At 75.3% G+C, this 23,537-nt stretch carries 30 protein-coding genes; 18 read left to right on the top strand and 12 right to left on the bottom strand.

Annotated features, from left to right (window positions below):
• A complete protein-coding gene (locus ACI8AG_RS00085; protein ID WP_456595406.1) occupies nt 1-537 on the top strand; it encodes a DUF421 domain-containing protein in 537 nt (178 codons plus the stop codon).
• Between the two features lie 77 nt (nt 538-614).
• On the opposite strand, the gene ACI8AG_RS00090 is transcribed toward ACI8AG_RS00085, so the two are convergent.
• From ACI8AG_RS00090 to ACI8AG_RS00105, 4 genes are read right to left on the bottom strand one after another with little or no spacing between them, the layout of a single operon-like run.
• Nucleotides 615-1,991 (bottom strand): DUF2254 domain-containing protein, encoded by a 1,377-nt coding sequence (locus ACI8AG_RS00090; RefSeq protein WP_456595407.1) that lies wholly within the window; start codon nt 1,989-1,991, stop codon nt 615-617.
• A gap of 4 nt (nt 1,992-1,995) precedes the next feature.
• Nucleotides 1,996-2,583, bottom strand: coding sequence for a GerMN domain-containing protein (locus ACI8AG_RS00095; protein ID WP_456595408.1), 588 nt, complete (start codon nt 2,581-2,583; stop codon nt 1,996-1,998).
• Complete coding sequence (locus ACI8AG_RS00100; protein WP_456595409.1) at nt 2,580-3,998, bottom strand: ATP-binding protein; 1,419 nt, start codon at nt 3,996-3,998, stop codon at nt 2,580-2,582. Before ACI8AG_RS00100 ends, ACI8AG_RS00095 begins: the two co-directional genes overlap by 4 nt.
• Complete coding sequence (locus tag ACI8AG_RS00105) at nt 3,995-4,672, bottom strand: response regulator (protein ID WP_456595410.1); 678 nt, start codon at nt 4,670-4,672, stop codon at nt 3,995-3,997. Before ACI8AG_RS00105 ends, ACI8AG_RS00100 begins: the two co-directional genes overlap by 4 nt.
• 314 nt (nt 4,673-4,986) lie before the next feature.
• On the opposite strand from ACI8AG_RS00105, the gene ACI8AG_RS00110 reads away from it, so the two are divergent.
• Both ACI8AG_RS00110 and ACI8AG_RS00115 read left to right on the top strand, forming a co-directional pair.
• Nucleotides 4,987-6,018, top strand: a complete 1,032-nt coding sequence (locus tag ACI8AG_RS00110; RefSeq protein ID WP_456595411.1) for a potassium channel family protein — start codon at nt 4,987-4,989, stop codon at nt 6,016-6,018.
• Nucleotides 6,019-6,404: 386 nt separating this feature from the next.
• Entirely contained in the window at nt 6,405-6,860 is a 456-nt protein-coding gene (locus ACI8AG_RS00115) for a hypothetical protein (protein WP_456595412.1), read from the top strand.
• Nucleotides 6,861-6,961: 101 nt separating this feature from the next.
• Here ACI8AG_RS00115 and ACI8AG_RS00120 read toward each other — a convergent pair whose 3' ends face one another.
• Nucleotides 6,962-7,105: a hypothetical protein gene (locus tag ACI8AG_RS00120; RefSeq protein WP_456589745.1), complete on the bottom strand. Its 144-nt coding sequence runs from the start codon at nt 7,103-7,105 to the stop codon at nt 6,962-6,964.
• Nucleotides 7,106-7,257: 152 nt separating this feature from the next.
• On the opposite strand from ACI8AG_RS00120, the gene ACI8AG_RS00125 reads away from it, so the two are divergent.
• From ACI8AG_RS00125 to ACI8AG_RS00140, 4 genes are all read left to right on the top strand, one after another.
• Nucleotides 7,258-7,722: a winged helix-turn-helix transcriptional regulator gene (locus tag ACI8AG_RS00125; protein WP_456589744.1), complete on the top strand. Its 465-nt coding sequence runs from the start codon at nt 7,258-7,260 to the stop codon at nt 7,720-7,722.
• A gap of 125 nt (nt 7,723-7,847) precedes the next feature.
• A complete protein-coding gene (locus ACI8AG_RS00130; protein WP_456589773.1) occupies nt 7,848-8,243 on the top strand; it encodes a VOC family protein in 396 nt (131 codons plus the stop codon).
• A 134-nt stretch (nt 8,244-8,377) separates the two neighbouring features.
• Nucleotides 8,378-9,667 carry a S8 family serine peptidase gene (locus ACI8AG_RS00135; protein ID WP_456595413.1) on the top strand — a complete coding sequence of 430 codons (1,290 nt, stop codon included), beginning with the start codon at nt 8,378-8,380 and terminating at the stop codon, nt 9,665-9,667.
• Between the two features lie 25 nt (nt 9,668-9,692).
• Nucleotides 9,693-9,926 (top strand): hypothetical protein, encoded by a 234-nt coding sequence (locus ACI8AG_RS00140; RefSeq protein WP_456589742.1) that lies wholly within the window; start codon nt 9,693-9,695, stop codon nt 9,924-9,926.
• 33 nt (nt 9,927-9,959) lie between these two features.
• On the opposite strand, the gene ACI8AG_RS00145 is transcribed toward ACI8AG_RS00140, so the two are convergent.
• On the bottom strand, nt 9,960-10,418 hold the full coding sequence (locus ACI8AG_RS00145) for an STAS domain-containing protein (protein ID WP_456595414.1): 459 nt from the start codon (nt 10,416-10,418) through the stop codon (nt 9,960-9,962).
• A gap of 186 nt (nt 10,419-10,604) precedes the next feature.
• Between ACI8AG_RS00145 and ACI8AG_RS00150 the strand changes: the two genes are divergently transcribed.
• Genes ACI8AG_RS00150 through mug form a run of 3 tightly spaced genes read left to right on the top strand, consistent with a single transcriptional unit; the run spans nt 10,605 to nt 12,900 of the window.
• On the top strand, nt 10,605-11,672 hold the full coding sequence (locus tag ACI8AG_RS00150) for a phosphotransferase family protein (RefSeq protein ID WP_456595415.1): 1,068 nt from the start codon (nt 10,605-10,607) through the stop codon (nt 11,670-11,672).
• Complete coding sequence (locus tag ACI8AG_RS00155; protein ID WP_456595416.1) at nt 11,663-12,316, top strand: histidine phosphatase family protein; 654 nt, start codon at nt 11,663-11,665, stop codon at nt 12,314-12,316. The genes ACI8AG_RS00150 and ACI8AG_RS00155 overlap by 10 nt, the downstream gene beginning before the upstream one ends.
• 32 nt (nt 12,317-12,348) lie before the next feature.
• On the top strand, nt 12,349-12,900 hold the full coding sequence (mug, locus tag ACI8AG_RS00160; RefSeq protein WP_456595417.1) for a G/U mismatch-specific DNA glycosylase: 552 nt from the start codon (nt 12,349-12,351) through the stop codon (nt 12,898-12,900).
• Between the two features lie 9 nt (nt 12,901-12,909).
• On the opposite strand, the gene ACI8AG_RS00165 is transcribed toward mug, so the two are convergent.
• Nucleotides 12,910-13,179, bottom strand: a complete 270-nt coding sequence (locus tag ACI8AG_RS00165; protein WP_456595418.1) for a YciI-like protein — start codon at nt 13,177-13,179, stop codon at nt 12,910-12,912.
• 69 nt (nt 13,180-13,248) lie between these two features.
• Here ACI8AG_RS00165 and ACI8AG_RS00170 point away from each other — a divergent pair, with 69 nt between their 5' ends.
• Both ACI8AG_RS00170 and ACI8AG_RS00175 read left to right on the top strand, forming a co-directional pair.
• Nucleotides 13,249-13,689, top strand: a complete 441-nt coding sequence (locus tag ACI8AG_RS00170) for an NAD(P)H-dependent oxidoreductase (RefSeq protein WP_456589736.1) — start codon at nt 13,249-13,251, stop codon at nt 13,687-13,689.
• A 14-nt stretch (nt 13,690-13,703) separates the two neighbouring features.
• Nucleotides 13,704-14,498, top strand: coding sequence for an alpha/beta hydrolase (locus tag ACI8AG_RS00175; RefSeq protein WP_456595419.1), 795 nt, complete (start codon nt 13,704-13,706; stop codon nt 14,496-14,498).
• Between the two features lie 560 nt (nt 14,499-15,058).
• On the opposite strand, the gene ACI8AG_RS00180 is transcribed toward ACI8AG_RS00175, so the two are convergent.
• Entirely contained in the window at nt 15,059-15,262 is a 204-nt protein-coding gene (locus tag ACI8AG_RS00180) for a cold-shock protein (protein WP_236826100.1), read from the bottom strand.
• A gap of 258 nt (nt 15,263-15,520) precedes the next feature.
• Here ACI8AG_RS00180 and ACI8AG_RS00185 point away from each other — a divergent pair, with 258 nt between their 5' ends.
• Nucleotides 15,521-16,879 (top strand): alpha-amylase family protein, encoded by a 1,359-nt coding sequence (locus ACI8AG_RS00185; RefSeq protein WP_456595420.1) that lies wholly within the window; start codon nt 15,521-15,523, stop codon nt 16,877-16,879.
• A 7-nt stretch (nt 16,880-16,886) separates the two neighbouring features.
• Here ACI8AG_RS00185 and ACI8AG_RS00190 read toward each other — a convergent pair whose 3' ends face one another.
• On the bottom strand, nt 16,887-17,081 hold the full coding sequence (locus tag ACI8AG_RS00190) for a hypothetical protein (protein WP_456595421.1): 195 nt from the start codon (nt 17,079-17,081) through the stop codon (nt 16,887-16,889).
• 104 nt (nt 17,082-17,185) lie between these two features.
• On the opposite strand from ACI8AG_RS00190, the gene ACI8AG_RS00195 reads away from it, so the two are divergent.
• The 4 genes from ACI8AG_RS00195 to ACI8AG_RS00210 are packed head-to-tail and all read left to right on the top strand — an operon-like array spanning nt 17,186 to nt 20,731.
• Nucleotides 17,186-18,019 (top strand): alpha/beta fold hydrolase, encoded by an 834-nt coding sequence (locus ACI8AG_RS00195; protein WP_456595422.1) that lies wholly within the window; start codon nt 17,186-17,188, stop codon nt 18,017-18,019.
• A gap of 50 nt (nt 18,020-18,069) precedes the next feature.
• A complete protein-coding gene (locus tag ACI8AG_RS00200; protein ID WP_456589731.1) occupies nt 18,070-18,252 on the top strand; it encodes a PspC domain-containing protein in 183 nt (60 codons plus the stop codon).
• Between the two features lie 59 nt (nt 18,253-18,311).
• Nucleotides 18,312-19,088 (top strand): cyclase family protein, encoded by a 777-nt coding sequence (locus tag ACI8AG_RS00205; RefSeq protein ID WP_456595423.1) that lies wholly within the window; start codon nt 18,312-18,314, stop codon nt 19,086-19,088.
• The gene (locus ACI8AG_RS00210; protein WP_456595424.1) at nt 19,085-20,731 is read left to right on the top strand and encodes a thiamine pyrophosphate-binding protein; all 1,647 of its coding nucleotides are present in this window, start codon (nt 19,085-19,087) and stop codon (nt 20,729-20,731) included. Before ACI8AG_RS00205 ends, ACI8AG_RS00210 begins: the two co-directional genes overlap by 4 nt.
• 12 nt (nt 20,732-20,743) lie before the next feature.
• Here the strand turns inward: ACI8AG_RS00210 and ACI8AG_RS00215 are convergent, their stop codons facing one another.
• The 3 genes from ACI8AG_RS00215 to ACI8AG_RS00225 all read right to left on the bottom strand — a co-directional run bounded on the left by ACI8AG_RS00215 (nt 20,744) and on the right by ACI8AG_RS00225 (nt 22,468).
• On the bottom strand, nt 20,744-21,106 hold the full coding sequence (locus tag ACI8AG_RS00215; RefSeq protein WP_456595425.1) for a DUF1330 domain-containing protein: 363 nt from the start codon (nt 21,104-21,106) through the stop codon (nt 20,744-20,746).
• A gap of 51 nt (nt 21,107-21,157) precedes the next feature.
• A complete protein-coding gene (locus tag ACI8AG_RS00220; RefSeq protein WP_456595426.1) occupies nt 21,158-21,922 on the bottom strand; it encodes an SDR family oxidoreductase in 765 nt (254 codons plus the stop codon).
• Nucleotides 21,923-21,994: 72 nt separating this feature from the next.
• The gene (locus ACI8AG_RS00225) at nt 21,995-22,468 is read right to left on the bottom strand and encodes a hypothetical protein (RefSeq protein ID WP_456595427.1); all 474 of its coding nucleotides are present in this window, start codon (nt 22,466-22,468) and stop codon (nt 21,995-21,997) included.
• 186 nt (nt 22,469-22,654) lie between these two features.
• Between ACI8AG_RS00225 and ACI8AG_RS00230 the strand changes: the two genes are divergently transcribed.
• Nucleotides 22,655-23,527: an alpha/beta fold hydrolase gene (locus ACI8AG_RS00230; protein ID WP_456595428.1), complete on the top strand. Its 873-nt coding sequence runs from the start codon at nt 22,655-22,657 to the stop codon at nt 23,525-23,527.
• Nucleotides 23,528-23,537: the final 10 nt, after the last annotated feature.

A 23,537-nucleotide genomic window follows, 5' to 3' on the forward strand; every position in this document is an offset into this window, starting at 1 on the left:
ATGTGGTTCGACGAATGGTCCGGTGTCCTCCGAGTGCTGCTGGTGGGATCAGCGGCGTACGTCACCGTGGTGGTGGTCCTGCGGTTCAGCGGGAAACGGACGCTGACCAAGCTCAACGCCTTCGACCTGGTGGTCACCGTGGCGCTGGGCTCCACGCTGGCCACCATCCTGCTCAGCAGCGACGTCGCCTGGACCGAGGGTGCGGTCGCGCTCGGGCTGCTCGCCCTGCTGCAGCTCGTGGTCGCTTGGCTGACGGTGCGCTGGCCCGTCCTCCGAGGCGTGGTCACCTCCCGGCCGACGCTGGTGCTGCGCAACGGGCAGCCGCTGCCGGACCAGATGCGGGAGGTGCGGGTCGGCATCGACGAGATCCGGCAGGCCGTCCGCTCCTCGGGGTCCGGCGACCTGTCCGACGTGGCGGCGGTCGTGCTGGAGAGCGACGGCTCGATGAGCGTCATCCCGGCGAAGAAGTACGGCAGCGGCTCCGCGCTCGGGGGGATCGCGGGGGCCGACGAGATATCCCGCGCTGCCCAGGCCTGACGGGGGACACCGCGGCGTCGTGCGCCGCAGCGCCGGGCGGGCGGCCCCGGCGTGGGAGACGCCGCTCGACCCGGCGGTCACCCGGTCGGCCCACCCGGAGGCCCCGGTCGGGGGCTGAGCCGCCGGGCCGGCGACCAGCGCCCCTCCAGCGCGTCCTCGACGGCCGACCGCCAGGCGTTCGTCTCGCGGCTGTCGATCGCGGTGCTCTCCAGCGCCGAGTCCACGCACCGGTCGAGCAGTGCGTGCAGGGCGTCGTCGAGGTCCTCCCCGCGCACCCGCCACGCGACCTCCTGCAGCAGGCCGGCGATCCGGCGCAGGACGGCCGGCTGCCCCGACGCGTACTGCAGGGGCTCCTCCAGGCCGACGGTGAGCAGTTCCTGGGCGGTCCACCGCGGCACGAGCAGCCGCACCGTGCCGTCGTCGTCGCGCCACGACCGCACGGTGCTGCGGCAGGGGAGGAGGTCGGCGAGCAGCGCGGAGACGTGGGACAGGGCGTGGACGGCGGTCGTCGGGTCGTTGATGCCCGGGGAGAGGGCGCGGCCCGCGATGTCGACGATCTTGCGGAGGCTGTAGGCCGCGTCCTGGTCGGGGGTGCGCTCGTAGGACAGCCGCACGCCGCGGTTGACCGCGTCGCGCAGGGGGTCCAGGTCGCCCACCGGATCTCCGGCCGGTGACCACACCTCGGCCAGCGGTGTGCCGGCGACGACGGCGTCGCCCATGCGGGGGGAGAGGCCGATGACGGCGTCGGCGTCCCGGGCCGCCCGTACGAGCTGATCGACGTCCAGGTCGACGACGAAGCCGCTTCCGGTCGCCTCGATCACCGAGCCCGGGCCCTCGGGGATGCCGGTGTCGTGCTCGAGCCGGTCGTCGTCCACGCCCCGGATCGCCCGGGTCGCCTCGTCGTGCACGTCGCGCAGCATGGTCTCGACCCGCAGCGTGCGCGCCAGGTGCCCGAGGAAGACGACCAGGGCCACGACGCTGCCCAAGGCGAACAGGAACGCCAGCGTGATCGACACCCGGGGGACGAACGAGTTCTCACCGGTCGCGGCCTCCGCCGTCCGGACGGTGCGCAGCACGGTGAGCGCGTAGACGAAGGTGCCGGTGAGCTGGGCGAGGGTGAACTGGACGACGCGGTCGGTGGCGAAGGTTTGCAGCAGCCGCGGCGAGTACTGGCTGCTGCCCAGCTGCAGCGCCACGACGGTGAGCGAGAAGATCACACCGGTCACCGAGATGAGCGAGCCGGCGATCGCGGCCAGCAGGTCCCGGGCGGCCGCCGGGCCACCGCCGAACACGAAGCCCAGGGGTGACGCCGGGCCGCCCGTGCCGAGGAAACCGTCGAGGAACGGCATCGCGATACCGAGCCCGACGGCGAGCACGACCGCCAGCAGCGGGATCGGCCACAGGGCGCGGCGCATCCACCGCCACTGGCGCTGGACGGGGTGGAGGTCGCTCACGGGGTCAGTCCTCGCCGGGGGTCGCAGGGGTGGAGGGATCGGGGCTGCCGGACGGGGCGACCGAGCGGTACTGGTCGCGGCCGACCGGCCCGTGGGACAGCCCGTCGTCGGTGGGCACCTCGACCGGCAGGCCGTCCAGCAGGAAGCGCACCTGGGCGGTGCCCGGCAGCTCGGTCAGCGTCCAGACCACCTGGGCGACGGCGAGCAACTGGTTGCCGCCGGTGATCCTCGCGAACTCCTCGGTCACGCTCACCGACGTCATGCCGCCGGGCAGGCCCTCGTCCACCGCGATGGACTGCGGCGCCAGCGCGGTGCGGAGCCCGCCGATGACCTCCACCCGGGTGGGGCCGGCGGCCAGCAGGGCCAGGACGCTCCCGGGGTCGGCGGCCTGGGCAGCGCGCGGGACCGGGGCCAGCTCGGCCCCGCGCAGGAAGTAGACGACGACCTCGGGTCCGGCGTCGTCGGTCGGCAGCGCCGGGCTGCCGGCCGTCGCGGCGGGCACGGCGACGCGTTCGGGCCGCGGCTGCGGTCCGACGCCGCAACCGGTGAGCAGCGCCGCGAGCACGCTGAGCAGGACGGCGAGCGCTCTCACGAGGCGGCTCCCACGGGCAGCTCCACGACGAACCGGGCCCCACCGCCGGGACGACCCTCCACGTGCACCGCGCCGCCCATCATCCGTGTGTGCCGGGCGACGAGGGCGAGGCCGAGGCCCGCTCCCTCCGTGCGGGTGCGGACGCTGCCCACCCCTCGGGCGAACCGCTCGAAGATGCGGTCGCGCTCGGCCTCGGGAACGCCGGGACCGGCGTCGTCGACGGCCACCCGGAGGACGTCGCCGGCGCGGGTCACCGCGACTCCGGTGACGCCCCCGGCGTGCTTGTCGGCGTTGTCCAGGAGATTCCCCAGCACGCGCTCCAGCCGGCGTTTGTCCGCGTGCACCAGCGCCTCCTCGGCGTCGGGGTCGACGGTCAGCAGCGCCGTGGCCGTGCCGTGCAGCCGGTGGCGTCCGACCACCTCCCGCACCAGGGCGGACAGCTGCACGGGCTCGACGGCGATGTCGGCGCTCCCGGCGTCGGCGCGCGAGATCTCCAGCAGGTCGGCGACCAGGCGCTCGAACCGCTCCACCTCCGAGCGCAGGAGGCCCAGGGCCTCGGCCTGCTCCTCGTCCGCGGGGTCGGCGGTGTCCTCGACGAGGTGCAGCGCCCCCAGCATCGTGGTCAGCGGGCTCCGGAGCTCGTGGCTGACGTCGGCGGCGAACCGGGCGTCACTGCGCACCCGCTGCTCGAGCGCCTCGGCGGTCTGGTTGAACGAGGTGGCGATGGGCGCCAGCGACGGGTCGCCCCGCGGATCGATGCGGGTGTCGAGCGCCCCGGCGGCGACGGCCGCCGCGGCGGCGGAGATGCGGTCCAGCGGACGCAGCGCCGGCCCGGTGACCCACCAGCCGACCACCAGGGCGAGCGGCACCGAGCCGAGCACCGACACGGCCAGCACCGTGGCCAGCACCCGGTAGGTCTTGTCCAGCTCGACCAGCGGGAAGACCTCGATGTAGGCGGATCCGAGCTCGGCGAGCGGCACCGCGACGGCCATCACCGTCTCGCCGTGCACCTCGATCCGCTGCCGGACCGGCGTACCCGCCTCGGCCGCTGCGCGCAGCTCCTCCGGCAGGTCGTCGCGGCCCACCAGCAACGACGTGGTGGTCCAGGCGCCGGCGTCGACCAGCAGGGACGTCGACCCCGTCTCCCGCGGGAGCTGGGCCAGCACCTGGGCGACGCTCAGCCCCTCGGTGGCCAGGGAGCGCTGGACCTGGGCCGCGTTGTCGGCGGTCTGCACGAGCGTGACCCGTTCGCGCTGCAGGAGCAGGAACTGCGAGACCGCCACCCAGACCGCGACCGCCACGACCGAGGAGAGCACGAGGGTCACCGCGGTGAAGGCCGCCGTCGCCCGGGCCCGGAGGGTGCGCGGGCCCCACGGGGTGCGCCCGGGGGGCTCAGGAGGGGCGAGGGCGGTCACCCGGGAACCCGGTAGCCCATGCCCCGGACGGTCGTCACCAGCGTCGGGTTCCCCGGGTCGGGCTCGATCTTCTTCCGGAGCCGGCGGATGTGGACGTCGACCAGCCGGGAGTCGCCGAAGTAGTCGTACCCCCAGACGCGCTCGAGCAGCTCCTCGCGGCTGAGCACCCGACCGGGCTCGGCGGCGAGCTCGCAGAGGAGCCGGAACTCCGTGCGGGTGAGATTCAGCAGCTGCCCGTTCCGTGCCACCGTGCCCTCCGCCGGCGAGATCTCCACGTCGCCGACGGTCAGCCGTGCCCGCGGTTCCGGGGCGCGGGTACGACGGGCCAGGGCCCGGATGCGCGCGGAGAGCTCCTTGACGACGAACGGCTTGGAGACGTAGTCGTCGGCACCGGCCTCCAGGCCGGCGACCACGTCGTGGCTGTCCGACCGGGCCGTGACCATGATGACGGGCGTGTTGGAGGAGCGCCGGATCTCGCGGCACACCTCGAAGCCGTCCTTCCCGGGCAGCATCAGGTCCAGCAGGATGACGTCGAACGACCGCTCGCCCAGCCGTGCGAGCCCGTCCTCGCCGCTCCCGGCCTCGGTGACCTCGAGGCCCTCGCGCTGCAGCGTCATCTGCAGCATGCGCCGGATCCGGGGGTCGTCCTCGATGATCAGCACCGACCGGGACATGCCGGTCAGTCTGCCCAGCGCGGTGGGCAACTAGTCGCCCCGCCCCGTCCGGGTGACGGAGCCGGCCGTGCTGCTCGCGGGGAGCACGGCTGCCGCGCCGCGAAGGTGACAACTCCGTGACGTCCGGGTCGGCCGGCCCGCCGCTGGTTACCCGGACCGGGACAACCGGTCGTCCGTGCTGCCGGTGAGGAAGGAAGCGTGCTCCCGATTCCCCTGGCCCCGTCCGTCCGGCCACCGCGGACGGAGCGCCCTCTGCCCGTTCCCGACCCGGCCGGCTGGAGCCGGCCGGTCCTCGGCGTGACGGCCGGTCGCCGGTGAACGCCGGCGCGTCCGTCCTCGCGGTCGGCACGGGTCTGCTGGTCATCGCCCTGGTGACGTGGGACGTGGTCTCCACGACCCTCACCATCGGTGAGGGCGCCGGCCCGCTGACCCGGCGGGTGCTCACCGGCGGGTGGCGGCGGCTGCTGCGCCGGCACCGGCGCAGCGACGGGCGCCGGGCGAGGCAGCTCACGGCAGCCGGGCCGCTGCTCATGGTCACCACCGTGGTCCTCTGGGTCACGCTGTTCTGGGCCGGCTGGTCGCTGGTGTTCCTCGGCGCCGAGGCGGTGGGGGACGCCGATCCCCGCCGGCCGGCGTCGGTGCTGGACACCATCTACTTCGCCGGCACCGCGATCTCGACGCTAGGCGTCGGTGACTTCGTCGCGACCACGCCGACCTGGCGCGTGGCCGCCGCCGTCGCCGCATTCAGCGGGCTGGCGCTGATGACCCTGGCCATCACCTACCTGTTCTCGGTGATGTCGGCGGTGGTCTCCCGCCGCGCCCTGGCCACCCAGCTGCACGCGCAGGGCGGGACCGCCGAGGAGATGGTGCTCGGGTGCTGGGACGGCGACCGGTTCAGCCCCGTGCTGACCCAGCAGCTCCTCCAGCTGCCCGCGCAGCTGGCGTCGCTCGCCGAGCAGCACCTGGCCTACCCGGTGCTGCACTTCTTCCGGAGCCGCCGCCCCGAGGCCGCCGCTCCGCTCGCGATCGCCCGGCTCGACGACGCGCTGCTCCTGCTCGAGTCCGCGGTCGCCGCGCCGGTGCGCCCACCCGTGGCGGCGGTCGCCCCGGTGCGCCGGGTGATCGACCGGTACCTGTCCACGGCGGGCAGCGACCACCCCGTGGTCCCGGACGACGGGGGACCGCCGCCACCACCGTGCACCGACCGGCTGGCCGCGGCGGGCGTGCCCCTCGTCGACGCGCACGCGTGGCAGGGGGCCGTCGATCGGGCCGCCGGGCGTCGCGCCCGCCTGCGCCGGTTGGTCGAGGACGCCGGGTGGGAGTGGGACGTCCCGGGGCCGGCCTGACCCTCCGACCATGCAGTGTCCGCCTCGGGGCACCCCGACGGCGCGGCCCGGGCTCCGACCCTGGACCGCCCGATCCGGACGCCCGTCGCCACGACCTCCGCACCGCCCGGCCGCGGGAGGTCCGTGTGACGTCCCTGCAACACCGGCACGGCGCTGCGCCCGCAGCGTTTTGCGATGCGGTGACGAACGGCCCGCACGGGGGAGGGCGCGTGCCGCATGGGGCAGCAACCGGAGGCTCCGCCGCGGAACCCCGCGGCGGCACCGGAGCCGGAGAGGACACCCGCCATGACGACCAGCTGGCCCAGTTCCGTGGCGCCTGCCGCCGATCCCGCCTCGCGGCACGGGGGATCCCGGTGATGCGCCGGGGCCTGGGGTCCCACCGTCGCGTGACCACCGTCCTGCTGGCCGCCGCCCTCGCCGGGGGCGTCCTAGGCGGCTGCGGTGAGGACGACGTGGACGACACGACGGCGGCCGACGTCGACGTCCGGGCCTCCGACGACCTCGAGGACCCGTACGACGGCGAGTACACCGCCGCCTTCCGCGAGGACCTCGAGGCCTACGACGGCCTGGAGGTCACGCTCCTCGGCGAGGTGGAGCGGATCGTCTCGCCGGTGGCCTTCACCCTGACCGGCGAGGACGTCGAGCCGATCCTGGTCATCGCGGACGAGGAGCTGCCCGACCTCCGGCCCGGCGAGCGCGTGGCGCTGGCCGCCGAGCCGGCGGCGGAGTTCGAGCTGGTGGCGTTGGAGGAAGAGCTGGGGACCGATCTGCCCGATGACGCCTACGCCGGGTGGGAGGGGGAGCCGTACCTCGACGCGAGCCGGGTGGAGGTACGCGGCTGATCCCGTGGCGCACGGCAGGCGGCCCGGTGAGGTCGCGCGACCGCCACCTCACCGGGCCGTGCACCGGCGGCGCCCCCGCGACGGCGGGAGCGCCGGTGTGATCAGCGGCGGGCGCCCAGCGCGGCGATCTCGTGGGCGGACTCGAGCGTCGGGGCCGTGGCGAGCGCCCGGGCCAGCGCCCGCTCGTCGCGCAGGTGCGCGCGGACGGCGTGCCGGCGGGCGAGGACGGTGCGGAGGCGGGTCATGGCGGGTCCTTCCGGAGCAGCGGTGGTGGTGCGAGCGCTGCAGGGGGCCGGGCGGGCCGGCCGGAGACCGTCCGCCTCCTGGGTTCGCACCACGAACTCTGCTCTTCGACGCGAAGTTCGGCAAGTGAACCCAGCATGGTTATGCTCACACTGTGAGCGACGCCTCGTTCGACCGGTCCCGCTGCTCCGTCGCCGGCACGCTCGCCGTGGTGGGGGAGAAGTGGAGCCTGCTCGTCCTGCGGGAGGCGTTCCTGGGTGTCCGCCGGTTCGCCGACCTCCAGCAGGCCCTGGGGGCGCCCAAGGCGGTCCTGACCGACCGGCTGGCCACCCTGGTGCGCGAGGGGGTGCTCAGCCGGGAGCCGTACCGGGCCGAGGGTGAGCGCCAGCGGCACGAGTACCGGCTCACCGACAAGGGGCGCGACCTGTACCCGACCCTGGTGGCCCTCATGGAGTGGGGCGACCGCTACCTCGCCGACGGGCCGGCCCCGCTGGCGCTGGAGCACCGCGAGTGCGGCGCGCCGGTGCGGGTCGCGGTGGTCTGCGGGGACGGTCACGAGATCGGGGGGCCGCGCGAGGTCCGGCCCCGGCCGGCCGGGGCGGCCGCCGCCCCGGGGTGAGGCGCGGTCCGGGGTGGGGCGCCGGGATCCCCACCGATGAGTTCCCGGCGGCGGCCCCGTCCTAGCTGACGAGCCCGCCGCGGACGACGGCGGGCCGCCCCGAACCGGAGGAGCTCACCGTGCGCATGATCTTCGTGAACCTGCCCGTGGCCGACCGCGACCGCGCCGACGCCTTCTACGGAGCGCTCGGTTTCCGGCGCAACGACCAGTTCTCCGACGACCGCTGCGTCTCCTACGCGATCGAGGAGAACATCCACGTCATGCTGCTGACCCGCGAGCGGTTCGCCGACTTCGTCACCGGCGAGGTCGGCGACCCGGCGCAGGCGACCTCCGTGCTGACCTGCCTGTCCGCCGGCAGCCGCGAGGAGGTCGACCGGCTGGTCGCCGACGCGATCGCGGCCGGTGGCAAGCCCTGGCTGCCCGCCCAGGACCACGGCGCGATGTACGGCGCCAGCTTCGCCGACCCCGACGGCAACGTCTGGGAGGTCATGTGGATGGACCCGGCGGTCGTCCAGGGCTGACCGGCGGGCGCTCCCCGGGTTGCCCGGTCCGCTCCCTCCCGCCACGCTGGGTCGACCGGTCGCGACGGCCGGTGATCGAGGAGCGGGCGCTGTGCCACCCGGCCGCCCCGTGACGTCCCGACGGGGGAGGCGCAGTGACCGATCCGGGAAACCAGGGCAGCGTGCGGCCCGGGGCGGCCCTGCCGCCGCCGCGGACCACCGGCCGGCAGGTCGTCGTGTTCGCCGACGCGCCGGAGGACGACGTCCCGGTCGACTGGGCGCGGGCCGGCGTGCGCGACGTCGCCGACTCCCGGGACTTCGCCGACGGCGACGTGCCGCCGGAGACCCTCCGCGAGGCGGGCGCCACCGTCTTCGCGGCGCTCGGCATCGCCGTCGTCGCCGGCCCCGCCCGGCTGGACGACCTGCAGGCCGCGTCGGCCCGGCGGTTCCTCTCCGTGTCGCCGGAGCTGGTCCACCACGCGCTCCCCGCCGACGCCGGCAGTTACGCGCGGGGCTACCGGGACGGGGTGGCCGACCTGACCGGCCGGCTGATCGCGGCGGACGAGCGCCCCGCCGGGCCGGCCGCGCGTTTCGAGGACACCGCGCAGGCCACCTGGGGGGTGCAGGCCGTGCGGGCCGACGTCTCCCCGTACTCCGGCCGCGGCATCCGGGTGGCCGTGCTGGACACCGGCTTCGACCTCGCGCACCCCGACTTCGCCGGCCGGGCGGTGATCGCCCGGTCGTTCGTCGCCGGGGAGGACGCCCAGGACCGGCACGGCCACGGCACGCACTGCATCGGCACCGCCTGCGGGCCGGCGACGCCGCCCGCCGGGCCGCGCTACGGCATCGCCCACGCGGCCGAGGTCTTCGCCGGCAAGGTCCTCGGGGACGACGGCAGCGGCACCGACGCGGGCATCCTGGCCGGGATCAACTGGGCGGTGACCAGCCGCTGCCCGGTCGTCTCCATGTCGCTGGGGGCCGATGTCGCGGCTGCCCACCCGCCGTACTCGGCGGCGGGGCGTCGCGCGCTCCAGCGGGGCTCGCTGGTCATCGCGGCAGCGGGCAACAATGCCGACCGGCGGGCGGGTGACCCGGGTTTCGTCGGCGCCCCGGCCAACAGCGTCGAGGTCCTGGCCGTCGGAGCAGTGGACCGGTCGCTGGAGACGGCGTACTTCTCCGCGCGCAGCCTGCCCGGGCGCGGCGGGCAGGTGGACGTCGCCGGTCCGGGTGTGGACGTGTACTCGGCCTGGCCCATGCCCGAGCGCTACCGGACGATCAGCGGCACCAGCATGGCCGCCCCGCACGTCGCCGGCGTCGCCGCTCTGTGGGCGGAGGCCACCGGCCGGCGCGGCCTGGAGCTGTGGGCCACCCTGCTGCAGGAGAGCGAACGGCTGCTCCAGCCCTCGGCCGACGCCGGTAGCGGTCTCGCCGTCGCCCCCCGCTGAGTCGCCGCCGCGTACTCTGCGCGCCATGACCCAGGTCAGCGTGACCGTGGACGACGGGCACCTGTCCGCGCTCGACGGCGTGGTGCGTGGGCTGCGGGCGCGCGGCATGCGGGTGGACCAGGTGCTCGACGGGCTCGGGATCATCACCGGCTCCGTGCCGCCCGGCAGCGTCCGGGAGCTCACCGGCGTCGCCGGTGTCGTGTCGGTCGACGAGCGGCTCGTCCACCGGCTGCCGCCACCGGAGGCGCCGGTCCAGTGACGGTCCCCGGTGTGCCCACCCGCGGCGCACCGGTCAGCTGACGAACGGCGTCCGGTCCGGGGTCGACCGCCGGCGGTTGGGGTCGCGCACCGCGGCCAGCGAGCGGCGGGTGCGCCGGGTCTCCGCGACGTCGGCGCTGACGGCCGGTGGCGGAGGAGGCGTCTCCAGCAACTGGTCGAGCCCCACCAGGATCACCAGCCGGTGGACGCACGGGCTGGGCAGCACCTCCAGCTGGGCGCCTCGACCGCGCGCCAGGCAGTGTGCGGACAGCAGCACGCGCAGGCCCTCGGCGTCGCAGAAGGTCACTCCGCCCGCGTCGAGCGTCCAGTGGGTGCCGTCCGCGACGGACAGCGTCGCCAGGGCGTCGAGGACGAGGTGCGCGTGCTCCCGGTCCAGCTCCCCGTGGACCGTCACCCGGGCCGCGGACGGGTCGACCGACAGGAGGAACGGGCCACCCTCGGGGGCGGGGAGTGCGATGTCGTGCGGACCCATGGGGAACTCCCACCCGGGCCCCCGGTGCCAGGAACGGGGAGCTCCGGGGCGCCGCGGCGCCCGTGACGGCGCTGCTCGGGCCGGAGCTTCGACCCGCCCCGGACGCTACCAGCCCCGGGCTCGGCCGACCCGCGGCGAGCGGCGCCCCCGGACGGCCGCCGCCGCGGCCGTGGTGGGATGGGTGCGATGAGCGAGAACACGAGCGGCCTGCGCGATGTCCGCCCCGAGGACGCCTTCGACGTCGATGCCGTGCACGCCTGGCTGACCCCGCGCGTGCCGGTGGTCGAGGGGCGCTCCGCACCCGCCGTCCGGCAGTTCTCCGGCGGGGCCAGCAACCTCACCTACCTCCTCGACTACGGCGACCTGGAGCTCGTCCTGCGCCGGCCGCCGCACGGGCACAAGGCCGCCTCGGCGCACGACATGGGCCGCGAGGTGCGGGTGCAGCAGCGGCTGCGCCCGCACCTGGACGTCGTCGCCGAGATCCACGCCTTCTGCCAGGACCCGGCGGTGATCGGCAGCGACTTCTACGTGATGGAGCGGCTGCGCGGGGTCGTGCTGGGGCGGAAGCTCCCCGAGGGCGTGGAGATCTCGCCGGAGCAGGCGCGGGTGCTGGGGGAGACCGCCTACGACACCCTGGCCGACCTGCACTCCATCGACGTGGACCAGGCCGGTCTGGCCGACCTGGGAAGGGGCCCCGGCTACGTCCGCCGGCAGGTCGAGGGCTGGTCGCGGCGGTTCCGGGACGCGCTCACCGACGACGTACCGCCGGCCGAGGAGCTGATGGCCTGGCTCGCGGCACACCAGCCGCAGGACGTGCGGGCCAGTCTGCTGCACGGGGACTGGAAGCTGGACAACCTGGTGCTCGACCTCTCCGGCACGCCGCGCATCACCGGCGTCCTCGACTGGGAGATGGCCACCGTCGGCGACCCCCTCATGGACCTCGGTGCCTCCCTGGCCTACTGGGTGACGGCCGACGACGACGAGGAGTTCGGGCTGGTCGCCACGCAGCCGAGCACCCTGCCCGGGATGCCGACCCGTGAGCAGCTCGTCGAGCGGTACCTGGCCCGGACCGGGCTGCAGCCGGCGAACTGGGCCTTCTACGAGGTGTTCGGGCTGTTCCGGCTCGCGGTGATCATCCAGCAGATCTGGGCGCGGTACCGCTCCGGGCACACGACCAACCCGCGCTTCGCGCACTTCGGCATCGCCGCCGCCGTCCTGCTCCAGCGCGCGGAACGGCTGGCCGGATGCCGCTGATCTGCCTCGTCCGGCACGGGCAGGCCTCCTTCGGCGCCGAGGACTACGACGTGCTCAGCGAGCTCGGTCGCGAGCAGGCCGGCTGCGTGGGGGAGGAGCTGCGCCGGCGCGACCTGCGCGACCCGGTGGTCGTCTCCGGCACCCTGCGCCGGCAGCGGGACACCGCGGCGCTGCTGGCAGCGGCGGCCGGCTGGGCAGCCCCCGAGCAGGTCGACCCCCGCCTCGACGAGTACGACCACCTCGACCTGTTGAAGCGCTACCCGGGGGACGGGGGAGCGGTCGGCGACTCGGGGTCGCGGCAGGTGCAGCGGCTGCTCGACAGCGCGCTGCGGTCCTGGATCGCCGCCGGTGACGCCGACGGCTGGCCGGCCTTCTCCAGCGGGGCCCTCGCGGCCGTCGGCGGGCTGGCCGCCGGCCTGCCCCGGGGGCGTGATGCGGTCGTCGTCAGCTCCGCCGGGGTGATCGCCGCTGTGGTGGCCGGCCTGCTGGGCGCCCGGGCCGAGGGTGTGGTGGCGCTGAACCGGGCCGCCGTGAACGTCGGGATCACCTCGGTGGTGGCGGGTGGTTCCGGCCTGTCGCTGCTGGGGTTCAACGACCACGCGCACGTCACCGGCGACCGGCGGCACCTGCTCACCTACCGCTGACCGGGCGGGCCGCGAGCGACCAGGATGGGGCCGTGTCCGCCCTCCCGCCCGCCGCAGGGCAGCCGTACGCCAAACCGGTGCCCGACGTCGTCGCGCCCGGCCTCGACGTGCTCTTCTGCGGGATCAACCCCTCGCTGATGTCGGCGGAGACCGGCCACCACTTCGCCCGGCCGGGCAACCGGTTCTGGCCGGCGATCCACCTCGCCGGGTTCACCCCCCGGCTGCTGCGCCCCGAGGAGGACCGCGAGCTGCTCCGGTACGGGCTGGGGGTGACCAACGTCGCCGACCGCCCGAGCCGCACCGCCGCGGAGCTGTCGGTCGAGGAGCTGCGAGCCGGCGCGGAGGCGCTGGAGCGGCTGGTGGCCCGCATCCGGCCGCGGGTGCTCGCGGTCCTGGGCATCACGGCGTGGCGGCAGGGCTTCGGCCGGCCCCAGGCGGTCGCCGGCCGTCAGCCCGAGCGCGTGGGCGGCGTCGTGACCTGGGTGGTGCCGAACCCCAGCGGGCTCAACGCCCACGTCCAGCTACCCGAGCTGGCCCGCGTGTACCGGCAGCTGCGTCCGGACGGGGAGGGTGCGGCCGGCTGACCTGCCGGGTCAGCCCACGACCACGTTCCACGGCCGGATCGACCATGCCGAGACGAGGCCGTGCGCGACGTAGGGGTCCTGCGCCACGAACCCCTCCACCGCCTCGCGCGGCGCCGTCCACACCAGCAGCGCACGGTCGTACGGATCGGGCAGCGCGCCGGCCAGCAGCAGCTCGCCGCGCTCGTGCGCCGCCTGGGCCAACGCCAGGTGGTCGGCCCGCAGGGCGGTGCGACGGTCCAGGTAGTCCTCGGCCAGCACGTACTCGAGCACCAGATGCACGCCATCACTCTCACACGCCGCGGGCGGCGGTGGTGGTGCTCTGGGTCGGTCGGGATCGAGAATGCCGGTATGGCCCGTCTCCTCGTCGTCCACCACACCCCCTCGCCGGCGCTGCAGGCAGTGCTGGAAGCGGTCCGGGAGGGCGCCGCCCTCGTCGACGACGTCGAGCTGACCCTCCGGCCGGCGCTCTCGGCCGGGGCGGCCGACCTGCTCGCCGCGGACGGGGTGCTGCTGGGCACCCCGGCGAACATCGGTTACATGTCGGGGGCGCTCAAGCACTTCTTCGACACCGTCTACTACCCCTGCCTGGAGGCGACGGCCGGCCTGCCGTTCGGGGTCTACGTGCACGGCAACGACGACACCGCCGGCGCGTTGCGCAGCATCGAGCGGATCACCGGGGCCCTGCGCTGGAAGCAGGTGGCCGCGCCGCTGAGCCTCACCGGCGCGCCCGGCCCGGCGGAGCTGGAGGCCTGCCGGGAGCTCGCGGCGACCGTCGCGGTCGGTCTCTGAGGCGGGGCGGACCGGTGCCCGATCGGCGGACCGTGCTCGCGGCCGGCGTCACGGCGGCCCTCGGCGGTCTGCTGGGGGCCTGCGGGGCCGAGCGGCGGTCCGGGACGGAGGGCCGGGGCGGGCAGGAGGCGGCGCCGGGGAACGGCGCCTCGCTCGGCGCCCGGCCGGCACAACCGCCGGCGGCGCCCGACGAGCCTCCCGGGGCCCGCACCCGCGAGCTGGCCGGCACCGGTGGGGCGCTGCTGCACGTGCCCCCCGGCCTGCCTGCGGGGGAGCCGGTGCCGCTGGTCGTCAGCCTGCACGGCGCCGGCGGCGACGCGGCGGCGGGGCTGGACCTGTTGCGCCCACTCGCCGAGGAGCACGGGCTGGTGCTGCTCGCGCCGTCCTCGGAGTCCTCGACGTGGGACGCCGTCGGCGGCGGCTTCGGCCCGGACGTCACACGCATCGACCGCGCGCTGGAGGAGGTGTTCGCGACCCTGCCGGTCGATCCCGGGCGCATCGCCGTGGCCGGCTTCTCCGACGGTGCGTCCTACGCACTCGGGCTCGGCCTGGCCAACGGCGGTCTGTTCTCGCACGTGGTCGCCTTCTCGCCGGGCTTCGTGCCGTCCGCGCCGCGCTCGGGGCGCCCGGCGGTGTTCGTGTCCCACGGCGTGGCGGACGAGGTGCTGCCGATCGACCGGACCAGCCGCCGGATCGTCCCCGCGCTGGAGGACGACGGCTACGACGTCACCTACCGGGAGTTCGACGGGCCGCACGCCGTGCCGCCCGACGTGGCCCGCGAGGCCGTCGAGTGGCTGGCAACCGGCTGAGCGGTGCCGGTGACCGTCGGGGACGACGCCCGGCACGGTGGCGGGTGACCTGCGCCCGAGCCGGCCGGTGCGGGTTGGTTCCCCGGCCGGACGCCGTCGCCACCGCTGCAGGTGGGGCGGCGACGTCCGGCCGGGGATGCTGCACGGCGGGGTCGGAACACCTGCGATGCAGCAGCTTCAGGGAGCCGAGGGCTGCGGGCTCACCAGCGCAGGGGATGGGTCGACCGGGAGTGCGCGGTCCGGCAGGCCCGGCAGTTCCCCCAGGAGACGATGCACAGCGGAGTCGTCGGCCCGCCGCACTCGGGGCACTCGACCGCACCCTCGGAGCTGGCGCGTGCTTCGCGGAGCGCGCGGGAGCTCTCCTCGTGGATCGTCTCGTCCCCCCGGCAGGAGCAACCGAGATGGACGTCCTCGCAGCGTGTGGCGATGGGGTTTCCCTCGATGTCGTGGTCGAGGGGCGCCTGCGGCGCTCCTCGTCGGAGCCGGTGCGCGGATCGCCCGGCACCGATGCGCGAAGGGGGCCACGGCGCAGCGCCGCGGCCCCCCTCCTCACGCGTCGATCAGAGAGCGCGGACGTTCTCCGCCTGCGGGCCCTTCTGGCCCTGCGTCACGTCGAACTCGACCTGCTGGCCCTCGTCGAGGGACTTGTAGCCGCTTCCGGTGATGGCGGAGTAGTGGCAGAAGACGTCGGCGCCGCCGCCGTCCTGGGCGATGAACCCGAAGCCCTTCTCCGCGTTGAACCACTTCACAGTGCCCTGAGCCATGTCGTTCTTCTTCCGTGCTGGGAGGTGACCGCACAGGTACGTACCGGGTGCGGGGCCGCCGCACCGACCGGCAGGACCGAGAGGAACGTCAGGCAGAGACGACCGCGGACGTTCGAGAACGAAAGCAGAGGCGCAACAGCGACCGAGGAGAACACTACTCCTCCTGCGGTTCTCCCGGGCGCGGCCGGGTCGGCGGTGCCCCTCCGGTGGGCGACCCGGCCGGCGGACGTCTCGGACCGGTGCGCGAGCATCGTCGGTATGACTCTTCCGGGCCCCCGCGAACCCGGCTGGGTGCACGACGCGATCTGGTGGCACGTCTACCCCCTCGGCTTCGTCGGGGCGGAGCGGGAGACCACACCCGGCCAGCCGCTGCGCCACCGGCTGCGCGGGCTGGTCCCCTGGCTGGACCACGCACTGCGGCTGGGCGTCTCCGGCCTGGTCCTGGGACCGGTGTTCGCGGCGGAGACCCACGGCTACGACACCACCGACCACCTGCGCATCGACCCCCGGCTCGGCGACGACGCCGACTTCGACGCCCTGGTCGCGGAGTGCCGGTCCCGCGGCCTGAGAGTGCTGCTGGACGGCGTCTTCAACCACGTGGGCCGGGGGCACCCGGCGTTCCAGCGGGTGCTGGCGGAGGGTCCGGCCGCGGCCACAGCGGGGTGGTTCCGGCTGCGCTGGCCCGGCGGCCCGGAGGTGTGGACGCCGGGCACGGAGCCCGACCACGACGACTTCGAGGGCCACCGCCACCTGGTCGCGCTCGACCACGGGTCGCCGGCCGTCGTCGACCACGTCACCGAGGTGATGTCGCACTGGCTGGACCGCGGCGCCGACGGCTGGCGGCTGGACGCGGCGTACGCCGTCCCGACGTCGTTCTGGGCGGAGGTGGCCGGGCGGGTGCGCTCCCGGCATCCCGGGGCCTACCTCATGGGTGAGGTCATCCACGGCGACTACCGCCGGTTCGTCGACGAGTCGACCCTCGACTCGGTGACCCAGTACGAGCTGTGGAAGGCGATCTGGAGCGCGCTGAACGACCGCAACTTCTTCGAGCTGGATGCGGCGCTGGACCGGCACCGCGGCTTCCTCGAGGGTTTCGTGCCCTACACCTTCGTCGGCAACCACGACGTCACGCGCATCGCCAGCCGGCTGCGCGACGACCGCCACCTCGCGCACGCCCTGGTCGTGCTGCTCACCACCGGGGGGACGCCCTCGGTCTACGCCGGCGACGAGCACGCCTTCCGCGGTGTCAAGGAGGACCGGGCCGGCGGCGACGACGCCGTCCGGCCCCCGTTCCCCGGCTCGCCGGCCGAGCTCTCACCGGTCGGCCTGCCCGTCTACCACCTGCACCAGGAGCTCATCGGCGTGCGCCGCCGGCACCGCTGGCTGCACGCTGCCCGCACGCGGACGCTGCACCTGACCAACGAGACGGTCGTCTACGAGGCGGTGGCGGGCAGCGAGCGGCTCGTCGTGGCCCTCTCGGTCGCCGACGGCCCGGCCGAGCTGCCGGCGCCGCGGGCGGGCGCGGTGCTGTCGGGGGCGGCCGACGTCTCCGCACCCGGCTCCGACGGAGCCCGGGTGCGGGTGCCGGCGCACGGGTGGGCGGTGCTGGCCGGCTGACGCCGGCTCAGCGGCTGGTCGCCAGGTCCTTCACCGCCTTGGCCACGTACATCACCGACAGCACCAGGAACACCGCCCCGATCGCCGCCCGCACCTGGTCGTCCGTGACCGACGTCCGCTGGGCCACCGGCCCGGCCACGGTGTCGGCCACACGCGCGCGCCAGCCCTTGAGGCCGGCCTTACCGAAGGTGATCGCATCCATGGCAGGGGTCCCTACCCCGCGCGCGCCCGGATAGCCACCACCGGTACCACCGGACGAGACCGAGGCCACGTGCAGCGAGACGGGCAGGTGGGCAGTGACCGCTCATGGAGCTACCCATCGGAGCGGCGCGCACGGTGCAGGTCGGCGATCACCGGCTGGAGGTCTGGGAAGCCGGGAGCTCGGGGCCGGCGGTCCTGCTGGTCCACGGCATCCCCACCAACTCCCGGCTGTGGTGGGACGTCGTCCCAGAGGTGTCCGCCTCGGCCCGGGTGCTGGCCGTCGACATGCTCGGCTATGGCGACTCCGACCCCTCCGGCGACCACCCGGTCGACCTCGCGGCCCAGGCGGCGCGGCTGCTGCGGCTGCTCGACACCCTCGGCGTGGACCGGGCGGTGGTCGTCGGCCACGACCTGGGCGGTGGCGTGGCGCAGATCCTGGCGACCACCGCCACGGACCGGGTCGCCGGGCTCGGTGTGGTCAACGGCGTCTGCTACGACGGGTGGCCGGTTCCCCTGGTGCGGGCGATGAAGGGCACCTGGCCCGCCCTCCAGCTCCTCCCGCCGCCGCTGCTCGCGAGCGCGCTGCGCCCGGCGCTGCGCTCGCTCTTCGTCCACCAGCAGCGGGCCACGCCGTTCATCGACCGCTTCGTCGCGCCGTGGGCCCGCCCGGGCGGCCCGGCGCAGCTCGCACGCCACCTGCGGTCGCTGGACTCGGTGTACACCCAGACGGTGGCCCCGTTCCTGCCCCGGCTGGAGATGCCCGCCGAGGTGGTGTGGGGCCGCCAGGACCACCAGATGAAGTCGCGGTACGGGCAGCGGCTCGCCGACGACATCCCCGGCGCGCGCCTCACCTGGGTGGACGACGCCAGCCACTTCGTGCCCGCGGACCGGCCGGACGTCGTGGCCGAGGCGGTGCTCCGCCTGGTCCAGCAGGCGTGAACGTGCTCGCCGACGTGTCCGGCCGCCCGGGGTCGGGTAGGCCTTCCGTCATGACATCACCGCTGGTCAGGCCACGTTCGCAGAAGATGATCGCCGGGGTCTGCGCGGCCCTGGCCAACCGGTTCGGCGTCTCCACCGGACTGGTCCGGATCGCCTTCGTGCTCTTCGGGCTCTTCGGGGTCGGCGAGATCGTCTACATCGGGCTCTGGATCATGATCCCGAAGCAGCGCTGACGCGCCGCGACGGCTGTGATTGGCTGACGGCCGTTCCGCACGCCTGCGAAGGGACCGCCATGCCGATCCTCCCGAGCCTCGCCGAGGCGCTGGTCAGCGCGCGGGTCGAGGTCGTCGACCTCACCGCGCCCCTGTCGGCGGAGACGCCGGTCATCCAGCTGCCCGAGCAGTTCGCCCAGACGGCGAGGTTCGAGCTGGAGGAGCTGAGCCGGTACGACGACCGGGGCCCGGCTTGGTACTGGAACAACTTCCGCACCGGTGAGCACACCGGCACGCATTTCGACGCGCCCAACCACTGGGTCAGCGGGCGGGACGGCGACGACGTCGCCTCGGTGCCCGCCCGCCGGCTGATCGCCCCGGCGGTGGTCCTCGACTTCTCCGCGCAGGCGGCCGAGGACTCGGACTTCCTGCTCGAGGTCGAGCACGTGCGCGCGTGGGAGGCCGAGCACGGGCCGCTGCCCGAGGGCGGCTGGCTGCTCTACCGCACCGGCTGGGACGCCCGGTCGGCCTCCCAGCAGGAGTTCCTCAACGCCGACGACACCGGCCCGCACACCCCCGGCCTGTCCGTGGAGTGCGCGCGCTGGCTGGCCGAGGAGTCGCCGGTGCTGGGGCTGGGTGTGGAGACCGTGGGCACCGACGCCGGCGCCGCGCACTCCTTCGACCCGCCGTTCCCCTGCCACGCGGCGCTGATGGGCAGCGGGAAGTACGGGCTCACCCAGCTGCAGAACCTCGCGCTGCTGCCGCCCACCGGCGCCCTGCTCGTGGTGGCCCCCCTGCCGATCGTCTCCGGCTCCGGCTCGCCGTCGCGGGTGCTGGCGCTGGTCGAGCGGGGATGACCCGGGTTCCCGGGCGCACGGTCGCGGCGGCCGTCGGGGAGACGCTCGTCGCGCGCGGGGTCGACACGGTCTTCGGCGTCGTCGGCTCGGGCAACTTCGTGGCGACCAACGCGATGGTCACCGCCGGGGCCCGGTACGTGGCCGCCCGGCACGAGGGCGGCGCGGCGACGATGGCCGACGCGTACGCCCGCACCACCGGCCGGCCGGCGGTGCTCAGCCTGCATCAGGGCTGCGGGCTCACCAACGCGCTCACCGGCATCACCGAGGCCGCGAAGAGCCGGACCCCGCTGGTGGTGCTCACCGCCGAGGCCACCTCGCCGCGGTCGAACTTCTTCGTCGACCAGTTCGCCCTGGCCACGGCCGTCGAAGCGGCGCCGATGCGGGTGACCTCGGCGGCGGACGCGGTGGCGTGCGCCGCAGCCGCGGTGGACGCCGCCCGGCTGGAGCGGCGCACGGTCGTGCTCAACCTCCCGCTGGACGTCCAGTCCCTCGCGGCGGAGGAGGGCGAGGCGCCGCCGGCACCGCACCGGCCGCCCGCGGTGCCCGCCGACGCCGAGGTGGACCGCCTGGCGGAGGCGCTGCGGGCGGCGCGGCGGCCGGTGTTCGTGGCCGGCCGTGGCGCACGGGGTGCCCGGGCGGCGCTGGAGGCCCTCGCCGAGCGCTGCGGCGCGCTGCTCGCCACCTCGGCGGTCGCCCGGGGCCTGTTCCGGGGTAGCGCATGGGACCTGGACGTCTCCGGGGGGTTCGCGACCCCGCTGGCCGCGGAGCTCATCTCCGGCGCCGACCTGGTCGTCGGCTGGGGCTGCCAGCTCAACATGTGGACGATGCGGCACGGCCGGCTCATCGCCGGCGACGCGACCGTCGTCCAGGTCGACCTCGACGCCGACGCGCTCGGGGCCCAGCGGGAGATCGCCCTCGGCGTGGTCGGCGACGTGCGCGCCGTCGCCGAGGCCGCCGCGGCCCGGCTGGGGGAGCCGGTCACCGGCGGCTACCGGACGCCGGAGGTGCGCGCCGCGCTGGCCGCCCGCGGCCGCTGGCGGGACGAGCCGTACGGCGACGGCGGGGACGGCGGGCGGATCGACCCGCGCGCGCTCACCGTCGCGCTGGACGACCTGCTGCCCACCGAGCGCGTGGTCGCCGTCGACTCGGGCAACTTCATGGGTTACCCGAGCATGTTCCTCGACGTCCCCGACGAGCAGGGTTTCTGCTTCACGCAGGCGTTCCAGTCCGTCGGCCTGGGCCTGGCGACGGCGATCGGCGCGGCGCTGGCCCGCCCCGACCGGCTGCCGGTGGCGGCGCTCGGCGACGGCGGCGCACTCATGGGGGCCGCCGAGCTGGAGACCGTCGTCCGGCTGGGCCTGCCGATGGTGGTGGTGGTCTACGACGACGCCGGCTACGGCGCCGAGGTGCACCACTTCGGCCCGCACGGGCACCCGCTGGACACCGTCCGCTTCCCGGAGACCGACTTCGCCGCGATCGCCCGCGGGCACGGTTACGCCGCGGTCACCGTCCGGCGGCCCGCCGACCTCGAAAGGGTCGCCGTCTGGCTGGCCGGCCCCCGGACGGCGCCGCTGCTCGTCGACGCCAAGGTGACCCGCGAGCAGCCGTCGTGGTGGCTGGAGGAGGCGTTCCGCGGCCACTGAGGCCGCAGCCGGTCACCAGGCGGTGGTGGCCTGCAGCACGGCCTCGGTGAGGGCGCGGGTGCGCAGCTCCGTCACCTGCTGGTACTCGGGGTCGGCGACCATGCGGCTGAACGCCTCCCGGGAGGGGTAGCGGACCAGCAGCACCGCGTCCCAGGACTGCCCGTCCTCGGCCACCAGCGAGGTCGAGCCGTCGCCGGCGTAGAGCACCTCGCCGCCGTAGCGGGGGAGGAAGGTGCTGTTCAGCGCCTCGGCGTACTGCGCGTAGAGTTCCCGGCCGCCCTCGGCGAACCGGAGCAGGTTGAGCATCACGACGGGCCCGCCGGGGTCCTCCTGCAGGTAGCGCTTCAGGTCCGCACCGCGGGGATCGATCGCCATGCCTGCAAGCTAGCAAGCGCGGCCGGTGGCCGGCGGTGCCCGCCGCTGCGGTCACGGCCAGCCCTGCTCGTGCAGCGGCGTCACCGTGACCTGGTTGAGCACCAGGTGGTCCGGGGCGCCGACCACCCACGCCACGAGGTCGGCGACGTGACTGGCCGGCAGAGCTTCGGTGGCCGGCTTCTCCGCGCCCTCGCGGCCGGTCGTGCGGCGGTCCGCCGGATCCCACGCACCCCAGGACGTCGCCATCGCGCCGGGGTAGAGCACGCACGCCCGGATGCCGTGCTCCCGCCCCTCGGCGGCCAGCGACTGCGTCAAGCCGGTCAGGGCGAACTTCGAGGAGCAGTAGGCAGCCGCGTTCGCCCACCCGCGCAGCCCTGCGACCGACGAGATGTTCACGATCGTGCCTCCGCCGGCAGCACGCAGGTGCGGGAAGACGGCCTTGCTCAGCACGAAGGGGGCGCGCAGGTTGACCGCGAGGACACGGTCCCACTCTTCGACCGTCGTCTGCTCGACGGTCCCGGGGACGTCGGTGCCGGCGGCGTTGACCAGGACGTCCACCGATCCCCAGGCCGCGACGACCTCGTCGACGGCGGTCTGGGTCTCGGCCGCGTCGGCGAGGTCCACCGCACGACTCAGAGCCGTCCCACCCGCTCGCTCCACGTCGCGCTCGACGGCGGAGAGGTCACCGGCGTGCCGCGCGAGGAGGGCCACGCGGTACCCGTCCTTCGCCAGCCGGAGCGCCACCGCCCGCCCCAGCCCGCTGCTCGCCCCGGTGACCATCGCCACCCGCTGTCGTGCCGTTTCCGTGCCGGCCACCTGGCCTCCTGAATCCGCTGGGCGCCCGGGCGCACCAGCACGGCTGGGACGCGGGCGCACGAAGGTCTCCGCTCAGCGCCGTCCGGCGGGATCGAGCAGCCGGTCGAAGACCGCCCCGGTGGCCTGCGCCTGGACGTACTTGTCCACCACGTCCACCACCAGGTCACGCATCGACCACCGCGTGGGGTGGTAGAGCCCCAGCGCGGAGTTGAGCAGCACGTCACCGGGGTAGACGGCCGCGAAGACGGCGTGCACCGCTTGCTGGCCACGGGCTCCCCGGAGCGCGGCGACGCCGTAGGCGGCACCCCACATCGCTCCCAGCGAGAAGTGGGTGACCCAGTTCAGCCGCCGACGCCCCTGCGCGGTCTCCGGGTCGACGGGCAGCACCTTCTGGGCGAAGTCGGCCGGCGCGTAGCTCTCGCCCCGCCGGGTCAACGGCATCTCGACGAACTCCTGGAAGGCCGTCATGACGGCGGTGCCGGCGATGCCGGCGAGCACGCTCCGTCCCAGCACGCTGGCGGTCGACGGCTGTCTCGACGTTGGCATCCTCGGCGGCTACCCGCGGAGATCACGGGCACACCTCCGCCCGGGTGCGCGCCGCCCACCGGCATCCGGGGCGCGGCCCGCGGCTCCCGCCGGGAGCTGGGGCAGTGCGTCGGGTGCGGCCTCGCGCGTGGGCGCGGAGCCGGCCCGGACGGTGGGGTTCCGCCCGGCCCGGGTAGGGGCGCAGGCATGCAGAGCCGACCAGAACTACGGGAGAGCAGCATCCGGCTCCGTGACGGCCGTACGCTCGCGTACGCGGAGCACGGCGACCCCGCGGGCCGGCCGGTGCTGGGCTGCCACGGGTCGCCCAGCTCCCGGCTGGAGCGGCACGTCGAGGACCCGGAGGACTACTGGCGGTGGGGCGTCCGGTTCATCGTCCCCGACCGTCCCGGCTTCGGGCGCTCGGACCCGCACCCCGGCCGCCGGGTCGCCGACTGGCCCGACGACGTCGCCCAGCTGCTGGACCACCTCGGCATCGAGCGGTGCGCGGTGCTCAGCCTCTCCGGCGGCGCCGCCTACGCGCTGGCCTGCGCGCACGCGCTGGGAGACCGCGTGTCGGCCGTCGGGATCCTCGGCGGCGCACCCCCGCCGGACGTGCCGTGGCCCTGGCCGCGCTGGATTCCGCGGCAGCTGCGGGCGGCCGTGCACCGTCCGGCCCGGCTGGCGGCCGTGCTGCGCCCGGTGCTCGCCCCGGTCGGGCTGCGGCCGCGGACGATCCCGCGCTACCTGCAGCTGCGGCTCAACGCGGCCGACCGGCGGGTGATCGGGCGCCCGGCCGTCCGGCGCATCCTCGCCGACACGTTCGCCGAGGGCCTGCGCAACGGCAGCGCGGTGCTGGCCGAGGACCGGGCCCTGCTGTTCCGGCCGTGGGGGTTCCCGCTGTCGGCCGTCCGCCAGCAGGTGCACCTGTGGCACGGCACGCAGGACTGGCAGGTCCCCGTCGTCCTCGGTCAGGTGCTCAGCGCGATGCTGCCCCGCTGCTCGGCGCACTGGCTGCCCGGGGAGGGGCACTTCTTCGTCTTCGACCGGGCCGAGGAGGTCTACGACGCGCTCCGGCCGTGAGCGGCCGGGC

Source organism: Blastococcus sp. SYSU DS0552 (assembly GCF_054050815.1).

What these genes read in the sequence shown, in the direction of transcription:
- ACI8AG_RS00085 (WP_456595406.1), top strand. Translation starts at nt 1, where the DNA reads ATGTGGTTCGACGAATGGTCCGGTGTCCTCCGAGTGCTGCTGGTGGGA.
- ACI8AG_RS00105 (WP_456595410.1), bottom strand. Translation starts at nt 4,672, where the DNA reads ATGTCCCGGTCGGTGCTGATCATCGAGGACGACCCCCGGATCCGGCGC.
- ACI8AG_RS00120 (WP_456589745.1), bottom strand. Translation starts at nt 7,105, where the DNA reads ATGACCCGCCTCCGCACCGTCCTCGCCCGCCGGCACGCCGTCCGCGCG.
- ACI8AG_RS00130 (WP_456589773.1), top strand. Translation starts at nt 7,848, where the DNA reads ATGATCTTCGTGAACCTGCCCGTGGCCGACCGCGACCGCGCCGACGCC.
- ACI8AG_RS00140 (WP_456589742.1), top strand. Translation starts at nt 9,693, where the DNA reads ATGACCCAGGTCAGCGTGACCGTGGACGACGGGCACCTGTCCGCGCTC.
- ACI8AG_RS00145 (WP_456595414.1), bottom strand. Translation starts at nt 10,418, where the DNA reads ATGGGTCCGCACGACATCGCACTCCCCGCCCCCGAGGGTGGCCCGTTC.
- ACI8AG_RS00150 (WP_456595415.1), top strand. Translation starts at nt 10,605, where the DNA reads ATGAGCGAGAACACGAGCGGCCTGCGCGATGTCCGCCCCGAGGACGCC.
- ACI8AG_RS00155 (WP_456595416.1), top strand. Translation starts at nt 11,663, where the DNA reads ATGCCGCTGATCTGCCTCGTCCGGCACGGGCAGGCCTCCTTCGGCGCC.
- ACI8AG_RS00170 (WP_456589736.1), top strand. Translation starts at nt 13,249, where the DNA reads ATGGCCCGTCTCCTCGTCGTCCACCACACCCCCTCGCCGGCGCTGCAG.
- ACI8AG_RS00180 (WP_236826100.1), bottom strand. Translation starts at nt 15,262, where the DNA reads ATGGCTCAGGGCACTGTGAAGTGGTTCAACGCGGAGAAGGGCTTCGGG.
- ACI8AG_RS00185 (WP_456595420.1), top strand. Translation starts at nt 15,521, where the DNA reads ATGACTCTTCCGGGCCCCCGCGAACCCGGCTGGGTGCACGACGCGATC.
- ACI8AG_RS00190 (WP_456595421.1), bottom strand. Translation starts at nt 17,081, where the DNA reads ATGGATGCGATCACCTTCGGTAAGGCCGGCCTCAAGGGCTGGCGCGCG.
- ACI8AG_RS00195 (WP_456595422.1), top strand. Translation starts at nt 17,186, where the DNA reads ATGGAGCTACCCATCGGAGCGGCGCGCACGGTGCAGGTCGGCGATCAC.
- ACI8AG_RS00200 (WP_456589731.1), top strand. Translation starts at nt 18,070, where the DNA reads ATGACATCACCGCTGGTCAGGCCACGTTCGCAGAAGATGATCGCCGGG.
- ACI8AG_RS00205 (WP_456595423.1), top strand. Translation starts at nt 18,312, where the DNA reads ATGCCGATCCTCCCGAGCCTCGCCGAGGCGCTGGTCAGCGCGCGGGTC.
- ACI8AG_RS00210 (WP_456595424.1), top strand. Translation starts at nt 19,085, where the DNA reads ATGACCCGGGTTCCCGGGCGCACGGTCGCGGCGGCCGTCGGGGAGACG.
- ACI8AG_RS00215 (WP_456595425.1), bottom strand. Translation starts at nt 21,106, where the DNA reads ATGGCGATCGATCCCCGCGGTGCGGACCTGAAGCGCTACCTGCAGGAG.
- ACI8AG_RS00225 (WP_456595427.1), bottom strand. Translation starts at nt 22,468, where the DNA reads ATGCCAACGTCGAGACAGCCGTCGACCGCCAGCGTGCTGGGACGGAGC.
- ACI8AG_RS00230 (WP_456595428.1), top strand. Translation starts at nt 22,655, where the DNA reads ATGCAGAGCCGACCAGAACTACGGGAGAGCAGCATCCGGCTCCGTGAC.